Below are 15,860 nucleotides of genomic sequence, written 5' to 3' on the forward strand. Positions count from 1 at the left end.
CTTTCTGTCAGAGCACGCGATGCGCCAGGGCCGGCAGGCCACTGCGCACCGCATGCAGCAATGCGGGGTCGATTTCAGCCAGTACCACACCTTCGCCCAGGGCCTGTTGCGCCAGAATGCGCCCCCAGGGGTCGATGATCATGGACTGGCCATGGGTCTTGCGGCCGTTTTCATGGGTGCCGCCCTGGCCGGAGGCAATCACATAACACTGGTTTTCAATGGCGCGGGCGCGCAACAGCACCTCCCAGTGCGCTTCGCCGGTGGTCGCGGTAAATGCCGCCGGCAGAATCATCACATCAAACGGGGCCAGCTGGCGAAACAGCTCGGGAAAGCGCAGATCATAGCAAATGCCGCAGGCCACTTCGGCCAGGCCGATGTCCACCCTGACTGGCGTGCTGCCCGCCTGAATGCTGTCGGATTCGCAATAGCGTTCGCCATTGCCGGTATAGCCGAACAGGTGAATCTTGTCATAACGGGCGGCCTGCTGCCCTGCCGGGTCAAACACCAGCGTGCTGTTGAATACCTTGCCCGGCGCCGGGCAGCGCAACGGAACGGTGCCGGCAGCCAGCCATACCTTGTTGTCGCGCGCCATGGCGGCCAAGGCAGTTTGCAGCGGCCCGTGGCCGGGCTCTTCACTGATGGCCACCTTGTCGCCATCCTGCCGGCCCATCAGGCAAAAGTACTCCGGCAGCACCACAAAAGCGGCTCCCGCCGCCGCAGCCTCGGCCACCAGCCGCGCCGCCGTGGCCAGATTGGCGGCAACATCCGTACCGGAGACCATTTGCACGGCTGCGGCAATAAATTTCTGTTTCATGGCGAGGGTATCCGCTTGTTGTTTTTCAAAGGTTCCGCTGCCAGCTTGTCAATCTTGGGGTTGGCAAAGGAACCGGTAATGGCATAGTCGACCGACAATATCTTGCCGAACGGGTCTTGCAATACTTTCTGCGCGGCCAGCGCAGCCACGCCCACCACCGGGTTGAGCAGTGCGGCGCCGGCGGCCAGCGCCACGCTCTCGGCCAGGTGCGGCTGTACCCGGATGCGCACATCCTGGGTTTCACTGGCCAGATTCACCTGCCCCTTGAGCGCGACATCGGCAGCCGGGCCTTTCATGTGCACATTATCAGAAACAAACACACCCTTGCTCACCGTGGCATTGCCGCTGATGGTATCGAAGGCGAAGCCGTCACTGAACACATCGGTAAAGTCCAGTTTCACCCGGCGGCTGAGCGATTGCAGGCTGAGTACACCAAGCAGGCGCGCCACTCCGGGATCGACCTTGGCAAAACGGCCGTTTTTCAGCGCCAGCGTCATGTCGCCGGACAAGCGGCTGGCGCTGACATCAAACAAGCCGCCCGGCCAGCTCATATTGCCGGACAGACTGCCCTCACCCTTGCGGAAGGTATCCTGCAGACCGATGCGCGCCAGCAGCTTGCCGACATCGCTGCTGTCCAGCTGGTAGCGGGCCTGCACCTCCTTGCCGGCCTCACCACGCCGTACGCGGGCACTGCCTTGCAGACTGCCTTCCGCCGCCTGCAGCCGTAGCGGATTGAGCACCCAGTCGCGCCCTTCGCGGCGCGCGCGCAGTTCCAGCTTGCCCACGGTCTTGTTCTGGTAAATGAGGTCACCAACCCGGATATCCAGCTCCGGCCAGTCGCCCTTGTCCACCATGGTCGTATCCGCCTCGTCCGCAGCGCCTGCGGCCGGCGGCCGCAGAATGGCATAGGCCAGATTGGCACGCAGCAGGCCACTGCCGGCCGGCAGGTAATCAACACTGCCGTTCAACTCGCGCGCCCGCACATCCAGCGACCAGGCATTGCGCAGACGCCGATTGCTCAGACTGGCGCTGACCTGATGCAGGCTGCCGCCCCATCCTTCCACTTGCGGGCTGTCCAGCTCGATCAGCAGCGGCAAATCGATCTGCCTGACCGTCGACACCCCGCCCTGACTGCCACCGGGGCTGGCAATGGCGGCCACCCAGCGCTGCAGATCGACTTGCGGTGCGGCCAGCCGCAGCGCCAGCCCTTCGTCGGGTTGTTTGCCAATGGGGCGCCCGGCGGCGACCACCCCGCTTTTCAGATTACCGTGAACATCCAATAACAGGCTGCCGCTGGCGACGCTGCCCGCATCAAAATCCAGCCGGTATGGCTGCTGTGCGGTTTTGCCCGGAGCAAAGCGCAAGGACAGCGGCAAGCTGTCCGCCGCGGGCTTGCCAAGCGGGGCCGGCGCCACGATGGCCGTACCGAGCAAGCCGGATTGCACTGTCAGGTTTTCCAGCCCCTTGTGCACGACAAACTGTACGGAAAATGGCGAATGTCCGTTGACATAGGGCGCCAGCAAGGGCAGGTAGAGGCCCAGCGCCTGATGGCTGTCGGCGTCGCCGTGAATGTCAAAATTCATGCGTCCGGCCGGGGTACTGCTGGCCTTGAGCTGGAACTGGCCGCCCAGCGCGGCAAACTGCACGCCTTTGGATTCCACGCCATACTCGGTGAAGCTCAGCGTGCCATGGGCATTGCTGGCTGGCGGAATCGGCAGGCCCTTGAATGCCAGCTGATTGCCGGACAACAAGATATCACCATGCACCTTCACCGGCTGCTTGCCGGACAGGGGGATGCCCAGCTGCAGGTCCAGCGCGGCATTGCCGCCGGCCTGAATGCCACCGGTGAAACCATCCAGCCAGCCATCGACCGGACTGCTGGTGGTGAATTTCAGCATGCTGGCCAGCGGGCCTTGTGCCCGCCCCTGCACACTGAGGATGGAGCTGGCCGCTCCCAGATCATCAATCCCGACCCGCACCCCGCTCAACGGCACCCCCAGCGTGCTGCCACTGCGTGCGCTGATCAGCATCTTCTCATTATGAAAACCCAGATCAGCCTGGATGTTGTCGATGGTGGGCCAGCCTTTTTCATATAGCAGACGGCCCTGATCCACCTTGGCATCCACGCTGAACTGCCCGCCCTTGCCACCGGCAAAGGGGAAGTTGGCCAGATCACCCTTCAGCACCATGCGTACATTGCTGGCCGTACCACCCAGCAGCGCGGCATTCAGCCAGCGCAAGGTATCCTGCCCCACCGCATGCGGCAGATAAGCCGGCACGCGCACGGCGGCCACCTTGGCCACATCGGCGGTGAAGTCGACCACCCCCGGCCCCTTGCCGTCGTGCTGGTAGTGGCCAGCGAAATGACCGCTGAGATCGGCATTGGCAAAGGTCACATCGTGAAACTCGACCTCGGTCTGCGGGCCGTGGTTGCGCCAGTCCACGCGGCCATCCAGCTGGTCGAAATTGAGCAACTGCGGAAATACCGTCGGGTAATTGAGCGCGGCATGCCGGCTGTTGAGCCGCAGCTGGCCGCCCTGCTCGCCAAAGCTCAGCTCGCCGCTGACACCACTCACCCCGGGCACCGAGGAAAAAGCCTGCCAGGCCAGCTGCTCGAACCGGGTGGCCACCGCATATTGCCGTGGCGACTGCAAGGGACCCTGCCAGCTCAGTGACAGGTTTTTCAGCTGGCCGCTGGGCGCGAAACGGGCAAACAAGGAATTGCCATCCCCACCCAGCGCACGGATAAACGGCGTCAGGTGGGCCACATTGACATTATCCAGCGTCAGCTTGCCCTGCCCTTGTTCGCCAGGGGTCCAGTCACCACGAATGGTGGATTTGTCGAAGGCCAGCCCGCTGGCACTGGCCAGGGTCAGGTTGGAGGCATTGATGGCATAGCTGCCACGCGCAGAGCGCTCCAGCTGCAATTTGCCACTGATGGCCGGCAGTACCAGGGTGCGCGCATCCTTGGGGGTGTAGGCCGCGTTGTGGATGCTGACATCGGCACTCAGGCTGTTGATGTGGCCATCGGCAAAATCCGCTTCCAGCGTGCCGCTGCCTTCACCACTATTGATCAGGCCGATCTTTTCCATATAGCGCGACACCACGCCGGCCTGTGCGCCATTCAGACGGATGCGCATATTGCCGGCCCAGTTGCGCCACTGGCGAAAATCATTGCCGCGCCAGGCCAGTTCCATGTCAAAGCCTTTACCCAGCGTGGCCACCGGCTGGCCGGACAGGCTCAGCCGATGACCGAGCAGGGTCTGGCTCAGCGTCAGCTGCCCCTGCTGCAGATCCAGCCGCGGCAGGCCCAAGGCCTGGTCTTCCCAGCTGATGCGTGCCTGGCGGATATCGATGCGGCTGTGTTTGAGCAACCAGTTGGCCGACGGCTCGCTGCCGGCCGGCTGTGGCTGACTGGCGGGCGCACTCATGTCGAAGCCGTTCAGCAGCACATGACCATCGGCCCGCCGCAGCAGCGCCACACTTGGCCCGTCAATGGTGATGCTGGAAAACAGCGGCTCCCATGACAGCAGCGACCACCACGACGGCACCACCGCCACCCGTTCCAGGGTCAGGGCATCGGCAGTCACCGGATTGGCGATGCGCAAGCCACGCAGCTGCAGCTGCGGTGCCAGCCCCTGCCACTGGCCGGACAGGGAGGCCACCGACACCTGACGGCCGGTCGCCTGCGACAGGCTTTGCTCCAGCTGTGGCCTGAACTGCTCCAGCCGCGGCAAGAACCACCCGTTGAACACGGCAAAGCCGCCACCCACCACCAGCAGCGCCAGCAACAGCAACAAGCCGAGGGCTTGCAGCGATTTGCGCAGCAAACTGATGACGTGGACTCTGGCTAACAGATGCGGGGGCTTTTCCAAATGAGCTAAACCGATACAATGAAGTGTTACAGGACCTAAATGAGCGCCTCGTCATTATGCCAGCAAACCCGGATCATGCCATTGCCCAGAGCCGTGCCTTTTCACTTTATCTGGACCGCCTGCTGAGCGCGCGACCGGAGCAGCAAAGCCTGTTGCACGACAAGCTGGCACAGCCATTTGACCGCACCGAAATGGCCGGCTTTGCCGACTGGGATAGCCTTGACACGCCGGAAGCCATGACGCCGCCACTGCGCAGCCTGCGTCAGGCGGTGATGGCGCGGCTGATCTGCCGTGACTGCAACGGACTGGCCGACCTGGACGAGGTGGTGAGCACCATCAGCCTGCTGGCCGAATTTGCCGTGCAACAAGCACTGGCCTGCGCCTGCCGCTCACTGCCGCAATACGGCCAGCCTATCGGCGAAGACAGCGGCGAAGTCCAGCAACTCATCGTCATCGGCATGGGCAAGCTGGGCGGCGGCGAGCTGAATGTCTCCTCCGACATCGACCTGATCTTCATCTACCCCGAAGGCGGCGAAACCAGCGGCCCACGCAAGATCAGCAATCACGAATACTTCAGCCAGGTTGGCAAGCGCATCATCAGCCTGATCAACGACGTGACGCTGGATGGGCAGGTATTCCGTGTCGACATGCGGCTACGCCCCTACGGCGACTCCGGCCCGCTGGTGATGAGCTTTGCCGCACTGGAAAACTACCTGCTGACCCAGGGCCGGGAATGGGAGCGCTATGCCTGGATCAAGGCCAAGGCACTGACCGGCGATATCGCCGGGCTGGCCGACATGGTGCGCCCCTTCGTCTATCGCAAATATCTCGACTACAACGCCTATGGCGCCATGCGCGAACTGCATGCACAAATCCGCCGCGAAGTGGCGCGACGCGACATGGTCGACAATATCAAGCTGGGGCCGGGCGGCATTCGCGAAGTGGAATTCATCGCCCAGGTGTTCCAGCTGATTCGCGGTGGCCGTGACAAAAGCCTGCAACTGCGCGGCACCCGCGCCACCTTGAACCGCCTGGCCGAGCTGCGCCTGCTGGAGCCAGCCGCCGTGCAGGAACTGCAGGAAGCCTATGCCTTCCTGCGCAATCTGGAACACCGCCTGCAATACCTGGACGACCAGCAAACCCAGACCCTGCCCACCAGCGAGGAAAACCAGGGCAAGATCGCCCACAGCATGGGCTTTGCCAGCTGGCAGGATTTCCTCGATGCCCTCAATAGCGAGCGGCGCAAGGTCACCCGCCACTTCGAGCAGGTATTCATCCTGCCAACCGAAACCGCGCCGGACCACCCGCTGTCCTGCCTGTGGCGCGACATCTGCGAACAGGACCCGACCGAACAACTCTCCAGCCTGGGCTTTGATGACGTCAGCAGCGTCACCGGGCAGCTGCGCTCCCTGGCACAAAGCCAGCGCTATCAGCAGATTCCACTGGCCGGCCGCAAGAAATTCGACGCATTGATCCCGCCCTTGATCGAAGTGTCCACCCACTTCCCCAATCCGGCGGCCACCCTGTCGCGCATCATCAGCCTGATGGAAGCCATCAGCCGGCGCGCCTCTTATCTGGCCTTGCTGACCGAATACCCGCAGACCCTGCAACGACTGGCCACCCTGTGCTCGGCCAGCGCCTGGGTGTCCAACTATCTGACCCGCCACCCCATCCTGCTGGATGAACTGCTGGATGCCCGCGTGCTGTACGCCACGCCGGACTGGCCGGCCCTGGCCAGCCAGTTGCAGGAACAAATGCAGCAATGCGAGGGCGACGTAGAGGCCAAGATGGATACCCTGCGCCACTTCCAGCACGCCCAGGCCTTCCGTCTGGTCGCCCAGGACATCGCCGGCATGTGGACGGTGGAAGCGCTGTCCGACCAGCTCTCCCTGCTGGCTGACACCGTGCTGGGCGCCACCCTGCGCCATGCCTGGCTGGACATTCCCAGCCGCCACACCGACACCCCGCGCTTCGCCATCATCGGTTACGGCAAACTGGGCGGCAAAGAACTGGGCTATGCCTCGGACCTGGACATCATCTTCCTGTATGACGACGACCACCCCGACGCCACCGACCTGTACTCGCGCCTGGCCCGCAAGATGTCCACCTGGCTGACCAGCGCCACCAGCGCCGGCATCCTGTACGACATCGACCTGCGCCTGCGTCCCAATGGTGCCAGCGGCCTCCTGGTCAGCTCACTGCAAGCCTTTCGCAGCTACCAGGAAAAACAGGCCTGGGTATGGGAACACCAGGCACTGACCCGCGCCCGCTATGTCGCCGGCGCAGCCGATATCGGCGAGGGATTCGAAGCCATCCGCCACGATGTGCTGACCCAGCAGCGCGATCCCGCTGCCCTGCGCAGCGAAGTGCTGGCCATGCGCCAGCGTATGCTGGAAAGCCATCCGGCACAGGAAAACGACGTCAAGCATGCCCGCGGCGGCATCATCGATGTCGAATTCATCGTGCAATACCTGATTCTGGCGCATGCCAGGCAGCTACCGGCACTCACCCGCAACACCGGCAACATCGCCCTGCTGGCCGTGGCAGCCGAAGCCGGGCTGATCAGTCACGAGCAGGCCGAACAAGGCCGCGCCGCCTACCGCGACTACCGCAAGCTGCAACATGCTGCCCGCCTCAATGAAAACGGCAAGGTGGAAGTCAACGACAAGCTACTTGCCCACTACCAGCAGGCACAGCAACTGTGGCGGCAGGTTTTCGGCGCGGACAGCCTGGGCTGATGCCGTTTTTCGCAGCGGACGGTTCACAAGACGGCGGCGGACGGTATAATCGGCAGGATACAAAACACAATGACGGAGAGCTCCAAGATGTCGATGGCAGATCGTGACGGATTCATCTGGTATGACGGCAAACTGGTTGACTGGCGCGATGCCACCACCCATGTGCTGACCCACACCCTCCACTACGGCATGGGCGTGTTCGAAGGCGTACGTGCCTATGAAACCCCCAGGGGCCCGGCGATTTTCCGTCTGCAGGATCACACCGACCGTCTGTTCCGCTCCGCCAAGATCCTGGGCATGAACCTGCCCTTCAGCAAGGACGACATCAACCAGGCCCATCTGGACGTGGTAAAAGCCAACAAGCTGCAGTCCTGCTATTTCCGCCCCATGGCCTTTTACGGCTCGGGCAAACTGGGCGTGGCGCCGAAAAAGGATGACGTGCAGGTAATCGTGGCAGCCTGGCCGTGGGGTGCCTACCTGGGCGAAGACGGCCTGGAGAAAGGCATCCGCGTCAAGACATCGTCCTTCACCCGCCACCACGTCAACATCACCATGTGCAAGGCCAAGGCCAATGGCAACTACATGAACTCCATCCTCGCCAATAACGAGGCCACCGCAGACGGCTACGACGAAGCCCTGCTGCTGGACGTGGACGGTTTTGTGGCCGAAGGCTCGGGCGAGAACATCTTCATCGTGCGCAAGGGCAAGCTGTACACCCCGGACCTGACCTCGGCACTGGAAGGCATCACCCGCGATACCGTGGTGCAGATTGCGCAGGAACAGGGCCTGGAAATCATCGAAAAACGCATTACCCGTGACGAAGTCTACAGTGCCGACGAAGCCTTCTTCACCGGCACCGCCGCCGAAGTCACCCCAATTCGCGAACTGGACCGCCGCGCCATCGGCGAAGGCACGCGCGGCCCGATCACCGCTGCCATCCAGCAGAAGTACTTCAATATCGTGAAGGGCCTGGATGCCGAACACGAACACTGGCTGACCTACGTCAAGTAAACACACCCCAGCAGCAAGGGCCGGCGCCGCCGGCCCGACAAGGAAAGACAATGGCTGAACTGAAAGAAAACACCCAACGCCTCATCGAAGTCACCGCCAAGGACCTGCCCCTGCACTGTCCGATGCCGGACATGGTGTCCTGGAACTCGCACCCACGCGTTTTCCTGCCGGTACACAAAACCGGCGAAGCACTGTGCCCCTACTGCGGCACCCACTACAAGCTGATTGGCCCGGTCGGACACCACCATTAAGCTACTGCCTGGCAATCGCCAAGTGCAAAGGTGCGGGCTTCCGCACCTTTTTCACTTGATCCCTCACCAAATCAACGCCAGCTTGAAACGGCGGGCCGGACAGGCTGGCGCTGATTTGGAAGCGGAAAACTTCATGAAGAAAAAGATACTGGTCATTGGCCCCTCCTGGGTGGGCGACAGCGTCATGGCCCAGCCGCTGTATCAGCGCCTGCACGAACGCCATCCCGGCCTGGAGCTGCACGTCTTTGCTCCGGCCTGGACCCTGCCCCTGCTGGAACGCATGCCGGAAGTCGCCAAGGCCCACCTCAACCCCTTCGGCCACGGCGCCCTGCGCCTGCGCGAACGCTGGCAGACCGCGCGCCGCCTGAAGGCCGAAGGTTTCGACCAGGCCATCATCCTGCCCAATTCACTGAAATCCGCCCTGATTCCGCTGTTTGCCGGCATTCCGCTGCGAACCGGCTTCATTGGCGAATCGCGTTACTGGATTCTCAACGACAGTCGCGAGCTGGACGAGCAGGAATTGCCGATGATGGTTGAGCGCTTCTGCGCCCTGGCCGAAGACCGCAACAAGCCGCTGCCCCGCCCCATTGCCCACCCGACACTGGTGACCAATGCGCAAAGCCGGCAACAAACCGCCAGCCGCCTGCAGCTGGACACCAGCCGCCCGGTGATCGCCTTCTGCCCCGGCGCGGAATACGGCCCGGCCAAGCGCTGGCCGGCACGCCATTTTGCCGAACTGGCCAAACGCTTTGCCGCGGCCGGCTTCGCGGTCTGGCTGTTCGGCTCGGGCAAGGATAAGGAAATCGGCGAGCAGATCGCCAGCCAGGCTGCGGGCACAGCCATCAATCTGTGCGGCAAGACCGGACTGGAAGAAGCCATCGACCTGATGGGTCTGGCCCGACTGGCCGTGTGCAACGACTCCGGCCTGATGCACGTTGCCGCCGCGCTGGGCAAGCCGCTGGTTGCGCTGTATGGCTCATCCAGCCCGGACTTTACCCCGCCGCTGTCGGATCAGGCGGCCGTGGTCAGCCTCAACCTGGACTGCAGCCCCTGCTTTGAACGCAACTGCCCTTACCAGCACACCAACTGCCTGGAACAGCTGGAACCAGACCTCGCCTGGCAGGCCGCACAGCGTTTTCTGCCCGAACTGGGCAATCCCCTCATTCAACACACTCGCAGCACATAGGCTGGACCATGAGCGTACAAGACAAAAACAATCAGCCCGAAGAAAACAGCCGCCGCATGGAGCTGGTGCGCGCCGCCGCCAAACTGTTCCGCGACCAGGGCTACGAGCGCACCACGGTGCGTGATCTGGGCAATGCCGTCGGCTTGCAATCCGGCAGCCTGTTCTATCACTTCCGCACCAAGGAAGAAATCCTGGTCGCCGTGATGGCCCTGGGTATCAGCGCCACCACCGAGCAACTGAGCGCAGCGATTGCCCGGGCGCGCAATCCGCGTGACAAGCTGTCGGCGCTGTTTCATGTCCACCTCAGCTCGCTGCTGGGCGACAACCAGGCCGCACTGGAAGTCATGCTGTACGAATGGCGCAGCGTTTCCGCCGCAGCCAAACCGGGCCTGATCGTACTGCGTGACCGCTACGAGGCACTGTGGCAGGAAGTGCTGGACGAAGCGGCCGCCGCCGGACTGGTCAAGCAGGACACCCGCCTGCTACGCCGCACCTTGCTGGGCAGCCTGCACTGGTCGGTGCAATGGTACAAATCCGAAGGCGAACTGAGCGTGGATGAGCTGGCCGAGCGCATGCTGGCCCTGGTTTTGTTGAAGTAAATCCACACCCGTCAGGATTTTCGCTTATTTTTTCAGCAAACCAGGGGCAAAGTGTTCTAAAATCACAGGGTTAGCACCAACACCCCAGGAGTTGCGATCATGGACGGTATCCATCGTTTGCAAAGCAGTAGCGCCAGCACCGCCGCCAGCCTGCTACAACAGGGCCGCAACTCCCGCGCCGTCAGCAACAGTCAGAACAGCACGGAAACCGCCAGCACGGCGCAGTCCACCCGCACCCAGAGCACCACCGAGCAGCTGCAGGCACAAGCAGCCAGCCAGCCAGCGCCGAGCAGCAGGCCCTCGCAACAAAGCCAGAACCGCCTGCAGGTGGAACAGGAACTGGGCCGGCAACTGGCTGCCAGCCAAAGCGCCAGCACCAGCAGCACCGCCACGGTGAATGCCAGCCAAGCCAGCAGTGACACTCGCAGCAACAATGACAGCAACAGTACCGCAGCGAATCGCAGCGAGCGCACAGCTGCCGTGTCCAATGGCAGCCCCAGCCGCACGAGCAGACAAGACCGCACGGAAAACGCGGCCAGCACATCGGCCGCCCCCCCAGCAAACCAGACCCAGACCACACTCGAAAATCAGAAGAGCAGCGGCCAGATTGCCGTGGCGCAATACCAGAACAACCAGTCCCTGCTGGAAACATCCACCCAGGCCAGCCGCCGCCGTATCAGCGAAAGCGCCTGAGTCCGGCATCAAAACAAAACAGCAGTGCGGGCCACCCCGCACTGCTGTTTTGTTTTTGTCCCATCGTCATTATCCGGCGTGGGCAGCCGCCAGCGCCTTGGCTTTCAGCTGGGCAGCACGATCGCCCTGCGCCGCAGCACGGGTATACCAACGCACCGCCTCACGCCAGTCTTCCTGCACCCCCAGCCCATGTTCATACTGGCTGGCCAGCAGATATTGTGCCCCCACATCACCCTGTTTGGCCGCCGCCCGATACCAGCGCGCCGCACTGGCATAATCCTGCGGCGCACCACGGCCCAGGTAATACTGGGTCGCCACACTCACCTGCGCATCACGATGCCCTTGTCTGGCCGCAGCCTCGAACAAGCGCGTCGCCTGCTGCATGTCGCGTGGCAGGCCATCGCCACTCTCATACACCTGTGCCAGTACGAACTGCGCTGATGACAAGTGCGCAGCCGCCGCCTGCTGCAGCCACTTCAGGGCCTGCACCCGATCACGCGGCACACCCTCGCCCCGCCAATACAGCATGGCCAGATCATATTGCGCCACGCGGTCGCCACGCTCGGCACCTGCCTTGAACATGAGAAACGCTTGCGCATAATCGCCTGCCTGATAACTGGCCCAGCCTGGTAGTGATGGCTTTTCCGCAGCGGCGGCCGACAAGGCCATGCCAAGCAGAAGCAGCCAGACAACTCCGTTTTTGCGATGCATGTGGCACCTCCTGCTGATTGGTCGGGCCGGCTGGGCATTTCTTACAAACGTAAAAAAAGCGGCTTGCGCCGCTGTTGACTGCTGCCGACTCAAGCCCTGACGTCGACGCTTTGTCCCAGATGTGCCGGATTGGAGGCAGCCTGGTTGATCTGGTTGCCGGCATCACTGGCACCTTGCACCAGTGACAGTACCGACTGACCTTCGGCCTGCAGCGACTTTTTCAGGGCGAACACCTGAGTGGCCGATGAAACATTCTGTCCGCTTACTTGACTTATTCCGTCCATGCCCTCACCTCCCACATCAACAAATGCTTACCTGATCAGTTTAGACGGCCCACGCCATTCTGTCATGGCAAAGCTGCTAAAATGACAACCCAACGACCTAAAACAGGAATACCACGATGAGCGACACCCGTCACAGCCCCCTCCTGATCCTTGGTTCCGGCCCCGCCGGCTATACCGCAGCCGTATATGCCGCCCGTGCCAATCTGAAACCGGTGCTGATCACCGGCCTTGCTCAAGGCGGTCAGCTGATGACCACCACCGAAGTGGACAACTGGCCTGCCGATGCCAGCGGCGTGATGGGTCCTGAACTGATGCAACGCTTCCAGCAGCATGCCGAGCGTTTCGGTACGGAAATGATCTTCGATCACATCCACACCACCCATCTGCATGAAAAGCCGATCCGTCTGGTAGGTGATGCCGGCGAATACACTTGCGATGCGCTCATCATCGCCACCGGTGCCTCTGCCAAATACCTGGGCCTGCCTTCCGAAGAAGCTTTTGCCGGCAAGGGTGTATCGGCCTGCGCCACCTGCGATGGTTTCTTCTACCGCAATCAGGACGTGGCCGTGGTCGGTGGCGGCAACACCGCCGTGGAAGAAGCACTGTATCTGGCCAATATCGCCAAACATGTCACCCTGATCCACCGTCGCGACAGCTTCCGCGCCGAAAAGATCATGATCGACAAGCTGATGTCGCGCGTGGCCGAAGGCAAGATCACCCTCAAGCTGAACGCCAGCCTGGATGAAGTGCTGGGCGACGATAGCGGCGTGACCGGTGCCCGCCTGAAGTTTACCGACGGCAGCGTGGAAGAGATCAAGCTGATGGGTGTGTTCATTGCCATCGGCCACCAGCCCAACACCGACATCTTCAAGGGCCAGCTGGAAATGGATGCCACCGGCTACCTGATCACCCGTGGCGGCCGCGAAGGCAATGCCACCCTGACCAGCGTGGAAGGCGTCTTTGCCGCTGGCGATGTGCAGGATCACATCTACCGCCAGGCAGTGACCAGCGCCGCCTCCGGCTGCCAGGCCGCCCTGGATGCCGAGCGCTATCTGGACAGCCTGAAGTAATATCTTGAAGGCCTTCAAGGACACATTGAAGGAAATCCGCCGGCAGACGCGTCAACGCGACACGTCTGCCGCACCCGCATCCCCGCCTGCCGCCCCACCCGAACCCGACTTCAAGCAGCTGTTCAGCGATGTCATTCCACTGAAAAGCCCGCCCCGTCACATTCACCAGCCCAAGAAGCCCAGCCCGCACCCCAGGCAGCGGCATGCCCAGCATGGCCTTTCCAGCCAGACGGAAATGGAAGTACTGCGCCACATGGTTGGCCTGTTCGAGCCCGCCGAGCAGCTGGGGCAGTTCTGTCGCAGCGGCCTGCCCAACCAGACATTGAAACGTCTGCGCAATGGCCACTGGCCGGTTGCCTGCCAGCTGGATCTGCATGGCATGGACCGCTACCAGGCACAGGACGCCCTGGCGCTGTTCTTGCACCGCGCCCGCCGTCGCGGCCCCTGCCTGCGCATCATCCACGGCAAGGGTTTCGGCTCCAATGGCCAGCCGGTTTTGAAAAAGCTGGTGCGCGCCTGGCTCAGTCACCATCCGGAGGTACTGGCGTTTTGTCAGGCCAGTGAGGAAATGGGAGGCGACGGTGCACTGCTGGTATTGGTCCGCCGTGGTCCGCACGAGGCATACGACTCAGAATCCGGATGACAATAGTAAGAAATTTCCGCTAAGCTCAAAGCGAGGCGGTTGCATTCCCATCAACCACCACCTTCAGGAGTCTTGCATGTCAGGTACCGCCTGCCCCGACTTCAGCCTGCCCGGCACTGCCGGCACCACGTTTACCCTGTCTGCCGCCCCCAAGCCACTGGTGATTTACTTCTACCCCAAGGACAACACCCCCGGCTGCACCAATGAAACCATGGATTTTCGTGAGCTGCACAGCCAGTTTGCCGCTGCTGGCGCCACTATTGTCGGCATCTCGCGCGACAGCATCAAATCGCATGAAAACTTCAAAACCAAGCTGGAACTGCCGTTTGAATTGCTGTCCGACAGCGAGGAAACGGTTTGCAGCCTGTTCGATGTCATCAAAATGAAAAACATGTACGGCAAACAGGTAAGGGGGATCGAGCGCAGCACTTTCGTGATCGATGCCGCCGGCATGATTGTTCGTGAATGGCGCAAGGTCAAAGTACCCGGCCACGCCGCTGAAGTTCTTGCCTTTGTAAACACTCTCTAAACGCAGTGCCCCGGTCTGCCGACCGGGCCCTGCATCGCCAAGGGGTCCATCATGGTAAGCCGTAAGAAAAGCAAAACCGCCAAGCTGTTCGTTCTGGACACCAATGTATTGCTGCACGACCCTACCAGCTTGTACCGCTTTGAAGAGCACGATGTTTTCATTCCCATCATCACCCTGGAAGAACTGGACGCCCACAAGAGCGGCATGTCGGAAGTGGCGCGCAATGCCCGCCAGACCAGCCGCTTTCTCGACGATATCGTCAGCGGCTGCGAAACCAAGATCGAAGCCGGCATCACCCTGAAAAATGCCAGCCGCGAAGCGGCCACCGGCAAGCTCATCCTGCAGACCCAGGCCATTCACAGCGTGCTGCCGGCCTCGCTGCCGGTGGGCAAGGCCGACAACCAGATCCTTGGCATCGTGATGGCGCTGAAGGAGCTGCACCCGGAGCGCTCGGTCATCCTGGTGTCCAAGGACATCAATATGCGCATCAAGGCCCGCGCACTGGGGCTGGATGCCGAAGACTACTTCAACGACAAGGTGCTGCAGGACTCCGACCTGCTGTACACCGGCACCCGCGAAGTCGACCAGACCTTCTGGGAGCGCAATGGCAAGGACATGAAGTCCTGGCAGGAACAGGGCCGCAGCTATTACCAGCTCAAAGGCCCGGATGTGCCCAATCTGCACATCAACCAGATGCTGTGGCAGGACGGCCCGCAGCCACTGCAAGCGCGTGTCAGCAAGGTAGAAGGCAAAGTCGCCGTGCTGCAGACGCTGAAAGACTACAGCCACCACAAGAACAATGTCTGGGGCATTACCGCACGCAACCGCGAACAGAATTTCGCCCTGAATCTGCTGATGGACCCGGAAGTGGACTTCATCACCCTGCTCGGTCAGGCCGGTACCGGCAAGACCCTGCTCACCCTGGCCGCCGGGCTGGCGATGACGCTGGAGCAGAAGCTGTATTCGGAAATCATCATGACCCGGGTGACCGTGCCGGTAGGCGAAGACATCGGCTTCCTGCCGGGGACGGAAGAGGAAAAGATGGCCCCATGGATGGGCGCGCTGGAAGACAACCTGGACGTGCTCAACAAGAGTGATGACGATGGCGGCGACTGGGGCCGTGCCGCCACCCGTGATCTGGTGCGCTCGCGCATCAAGGTCAAGTCACTCAACTTCATGCGCGGCCGCACCTTCCTCAACAAATACCTGATCATCGACGAGGCGCAGAACCTGACGCCCAAGCAGATGAAGACACTGATCACTCGTGCAGGTCCGGGAACCAAGGTAGTCTGTCTGGGCAATATTTCACAAATCGACACCCCCTACCTGACAGAGGGCAGTTCCGGTCTGACCTATGTGGTCGACCGCTTCAAGGGCTGGGAACATTCCGGCCATATCACCCTGCAACGCGGGGAACGTTCACGTCTGGCAGACCATGCTGGTGAGGTACTTTGAC

The 15,860-nt window shown here is 61.9% G+C and carries 14 protein-coding genes; 10 read left to right on the top strand and 4 right to left on the bottom strand.

Annotation, left to right across the window (positions count from 1 at the left end; all coding sequences use genetic code 11):
- Positions 1–7: 7 nt before the first annotated feature.
- Together DFR38_RS08970 and DFR38_RS08975 are read right to left on the bottom strand one after the other, a co-directional pair.
- Complete coding sequence (locus DFR38_RS08970; protein WP_110313300.1) at positions 8–814, bottom strand: carbon-nitrogen hydrolase family protein; 807 nt, start codon at positions 812–814, stop codon at positions 8–10.
- A complete protein-coding gene (locus DFR38_RS08975) occupies positions 811–4,644 on the bottom strand; it encodes a YhdP family protein (RefSeq protein ID WP_059286028.1) in 3,834 nt (1,277 codons plus the stop codon). The genes DFR38_RS08970 and DFR38_RS08975 overlap by 4 nt, the downstream gene beginning before the upstream one ends.
- A 68-nt stretch (positions 4,645–4,712) precedes the next feature.
- Between DFR38_RS08975 and glnE the strand changes: the two genes are divergently transcribed.
- From glnE to DFR38_RS09005, 6 genes are all read left to right on the top strand, one after another.
- Positions 4,713–7,427, top strand: coding sequence for a bifunctional [glutamate--ammonia ligase]-adenylyl-L-tyrosine phosphorylase/[glutamate--ammonia-ligase] adenylyltransferase (gene glnE, locus DFR38_RS08980; protein WP_280523844.1), 2,715 nt, complete (start codon positions 4,713–4,715; stop codon positions 7,425–7,427).
- An 87-nt stretch (positions 7,428–7,514) separates the two neighbouring features.
- Positions 7,515–8,438, top strand: a complete 924-nt coding sequence (locus DFR38_RS08985) for a branched-chain amino acid transaminase (protein WP_082693446.1) — start codon at positions 7,515–7,517, stop codon at positions 8,436–8,438.
- Positions 8,439–8,488: 50 nt separating this feature from the next.
- Complete coding sequence (locus DFR38_RS08990; RefSeq protein ID WP_059286029.1) at positions 8,489–8,689, top strand: zinc-finger domain-containing protein; 201 nt, start codon at positions 8,489–8,491, stop codon at positions 8,687–8,689.
- A gap of 133 nt (positions 8,690–8,822) precedes the next feature.
- Positions 8,823–9,875 carry a lipopolysaccharide heptosyltransferase II gene (gene waaF / locus DFR38_RS08995; RefSeq protein WP_110313332.1) on the top strand — a complete coding sequence of 351 codons (1,053 nt, stop codon included), beginning with the start codon at positions 8,823–8,825 and terminating at the stop codon, positions 9,873–9,875.
- An 8-nt stretch (positions 9,876–9,883) separates the two neighbouring features.
- Positions 9,884–10,474, top strand: coding sequence for a TetR/AcrR family transcriptional regulator (locus DFR38_RS09000; protein ID WP_059286030.1), 591 nt, complete (start codon positions 9,884–9,886; stop codon positions 10,472–10,474).
- 99 nt (positions 10,475–10,573) lie between these two features.
- Complete coding sequence (locus DFR38_RS09005) at positions 10,574–11,167, top strand: hypothetical protein (RefSeq protein WP_059286031.1); 594 nt, start codon at positions 10,574–10,576, stop codon at positions 11,165–11,167.
- 69 nt (positions 11,168–11,236) lie between these two features.
- On the opposite strand, the gene DFR38_RS09010 is transcribed toward DFR38_RS09005, so the two are convergent.
- Positions 11,237–11,878, bottom strand: a complete 642-nt coding sequence (locus DFR38_RS09010; RefSeq protein WP_059286032.1) for a tetratricopeptide repeat protein — start codon at positions 11,876–11,878, stop codon at positions 11,237–11,239.
- Positions 11,879–11,967: 89 nt separating this feature from the next.
- Positions 11,968–12,162, bottom strand: coding sequence for a hypothetical protein (locus DFR38_RS20995; protein ID WP_146215954.1), 195 nt, complete (start codon positions 12,160–12,162; stop codon positions 11,968–11,970).
- A gap of 116 nt (positions 12,163–12,278) precedes the next feature.
- Here DFR38_RS20995 and trxB point away from each other — a divergent pair, with 116 nt between their 5' ends.
- The 4 genes from trxB (at position 12,279) to DFR38_RS09030 (ending at position 15,859) form a co-directional block, all read left to right on the top strand.
- Entirely contained in the window at positions 12,279–13,232 is a 954-nt protein-coding gene (gene trxB / locus DFR38_RS09015) for a thioredoxin-disulfide reductase (RefSeq protein WP_059286033.1), read from the top strand.
- A gap of 4 nt (positions 13,233–13,236) precedes the next feature.
- Positions 13,237–13,875, top strand: a complete 639-nt coding sequence (locus DFR38_RS09020) for a Smr/MutS family protein (protein ID WP_059286034.1) — start codon at positions 13,237–13,239, stop codon at positions 13,873–13,875.
- Between the two features lie 76 nt (positions 13,876–13,951).
- Positions 13,952–14,404, top strand: coding sequence for a peroxiredoxin (locus DFR38_RS09025; RefSeq protein WP_059286035.1), 453 nt, complete (start codon positions 13,952–13,954; stop codon positions 14,402–14,404).
- A 51-nt stretch (positions 14,405–14,455) separates the two neighbouring features.
- Positions 14,456–15,859 carry a PhoH family protein gene (locus tag DFR38_RS09030; RefSeq protein ID WP_059286036.1) on the top strand — a complete coding sequence of 468 codons (1,404 nt, stop codon included), beginning with the start codon at positions 14,456–14,458 and terminating at the stop codon, positions 15,857–15,859.
- Position 15,860: the final 1 nt, after the last annotated feature.

Origin of the sequence: Aquitalea magnusonii (genome assembly GCF_003202035.1) — a bacterium.
Classification (GTDB): domain Bacteria; phylum Pseudomonadota; class Gammaproteobacteria; order Burkholderiales; family Chromobacteriaceae; genus Aquitalea; species Aquitalea magnusonii.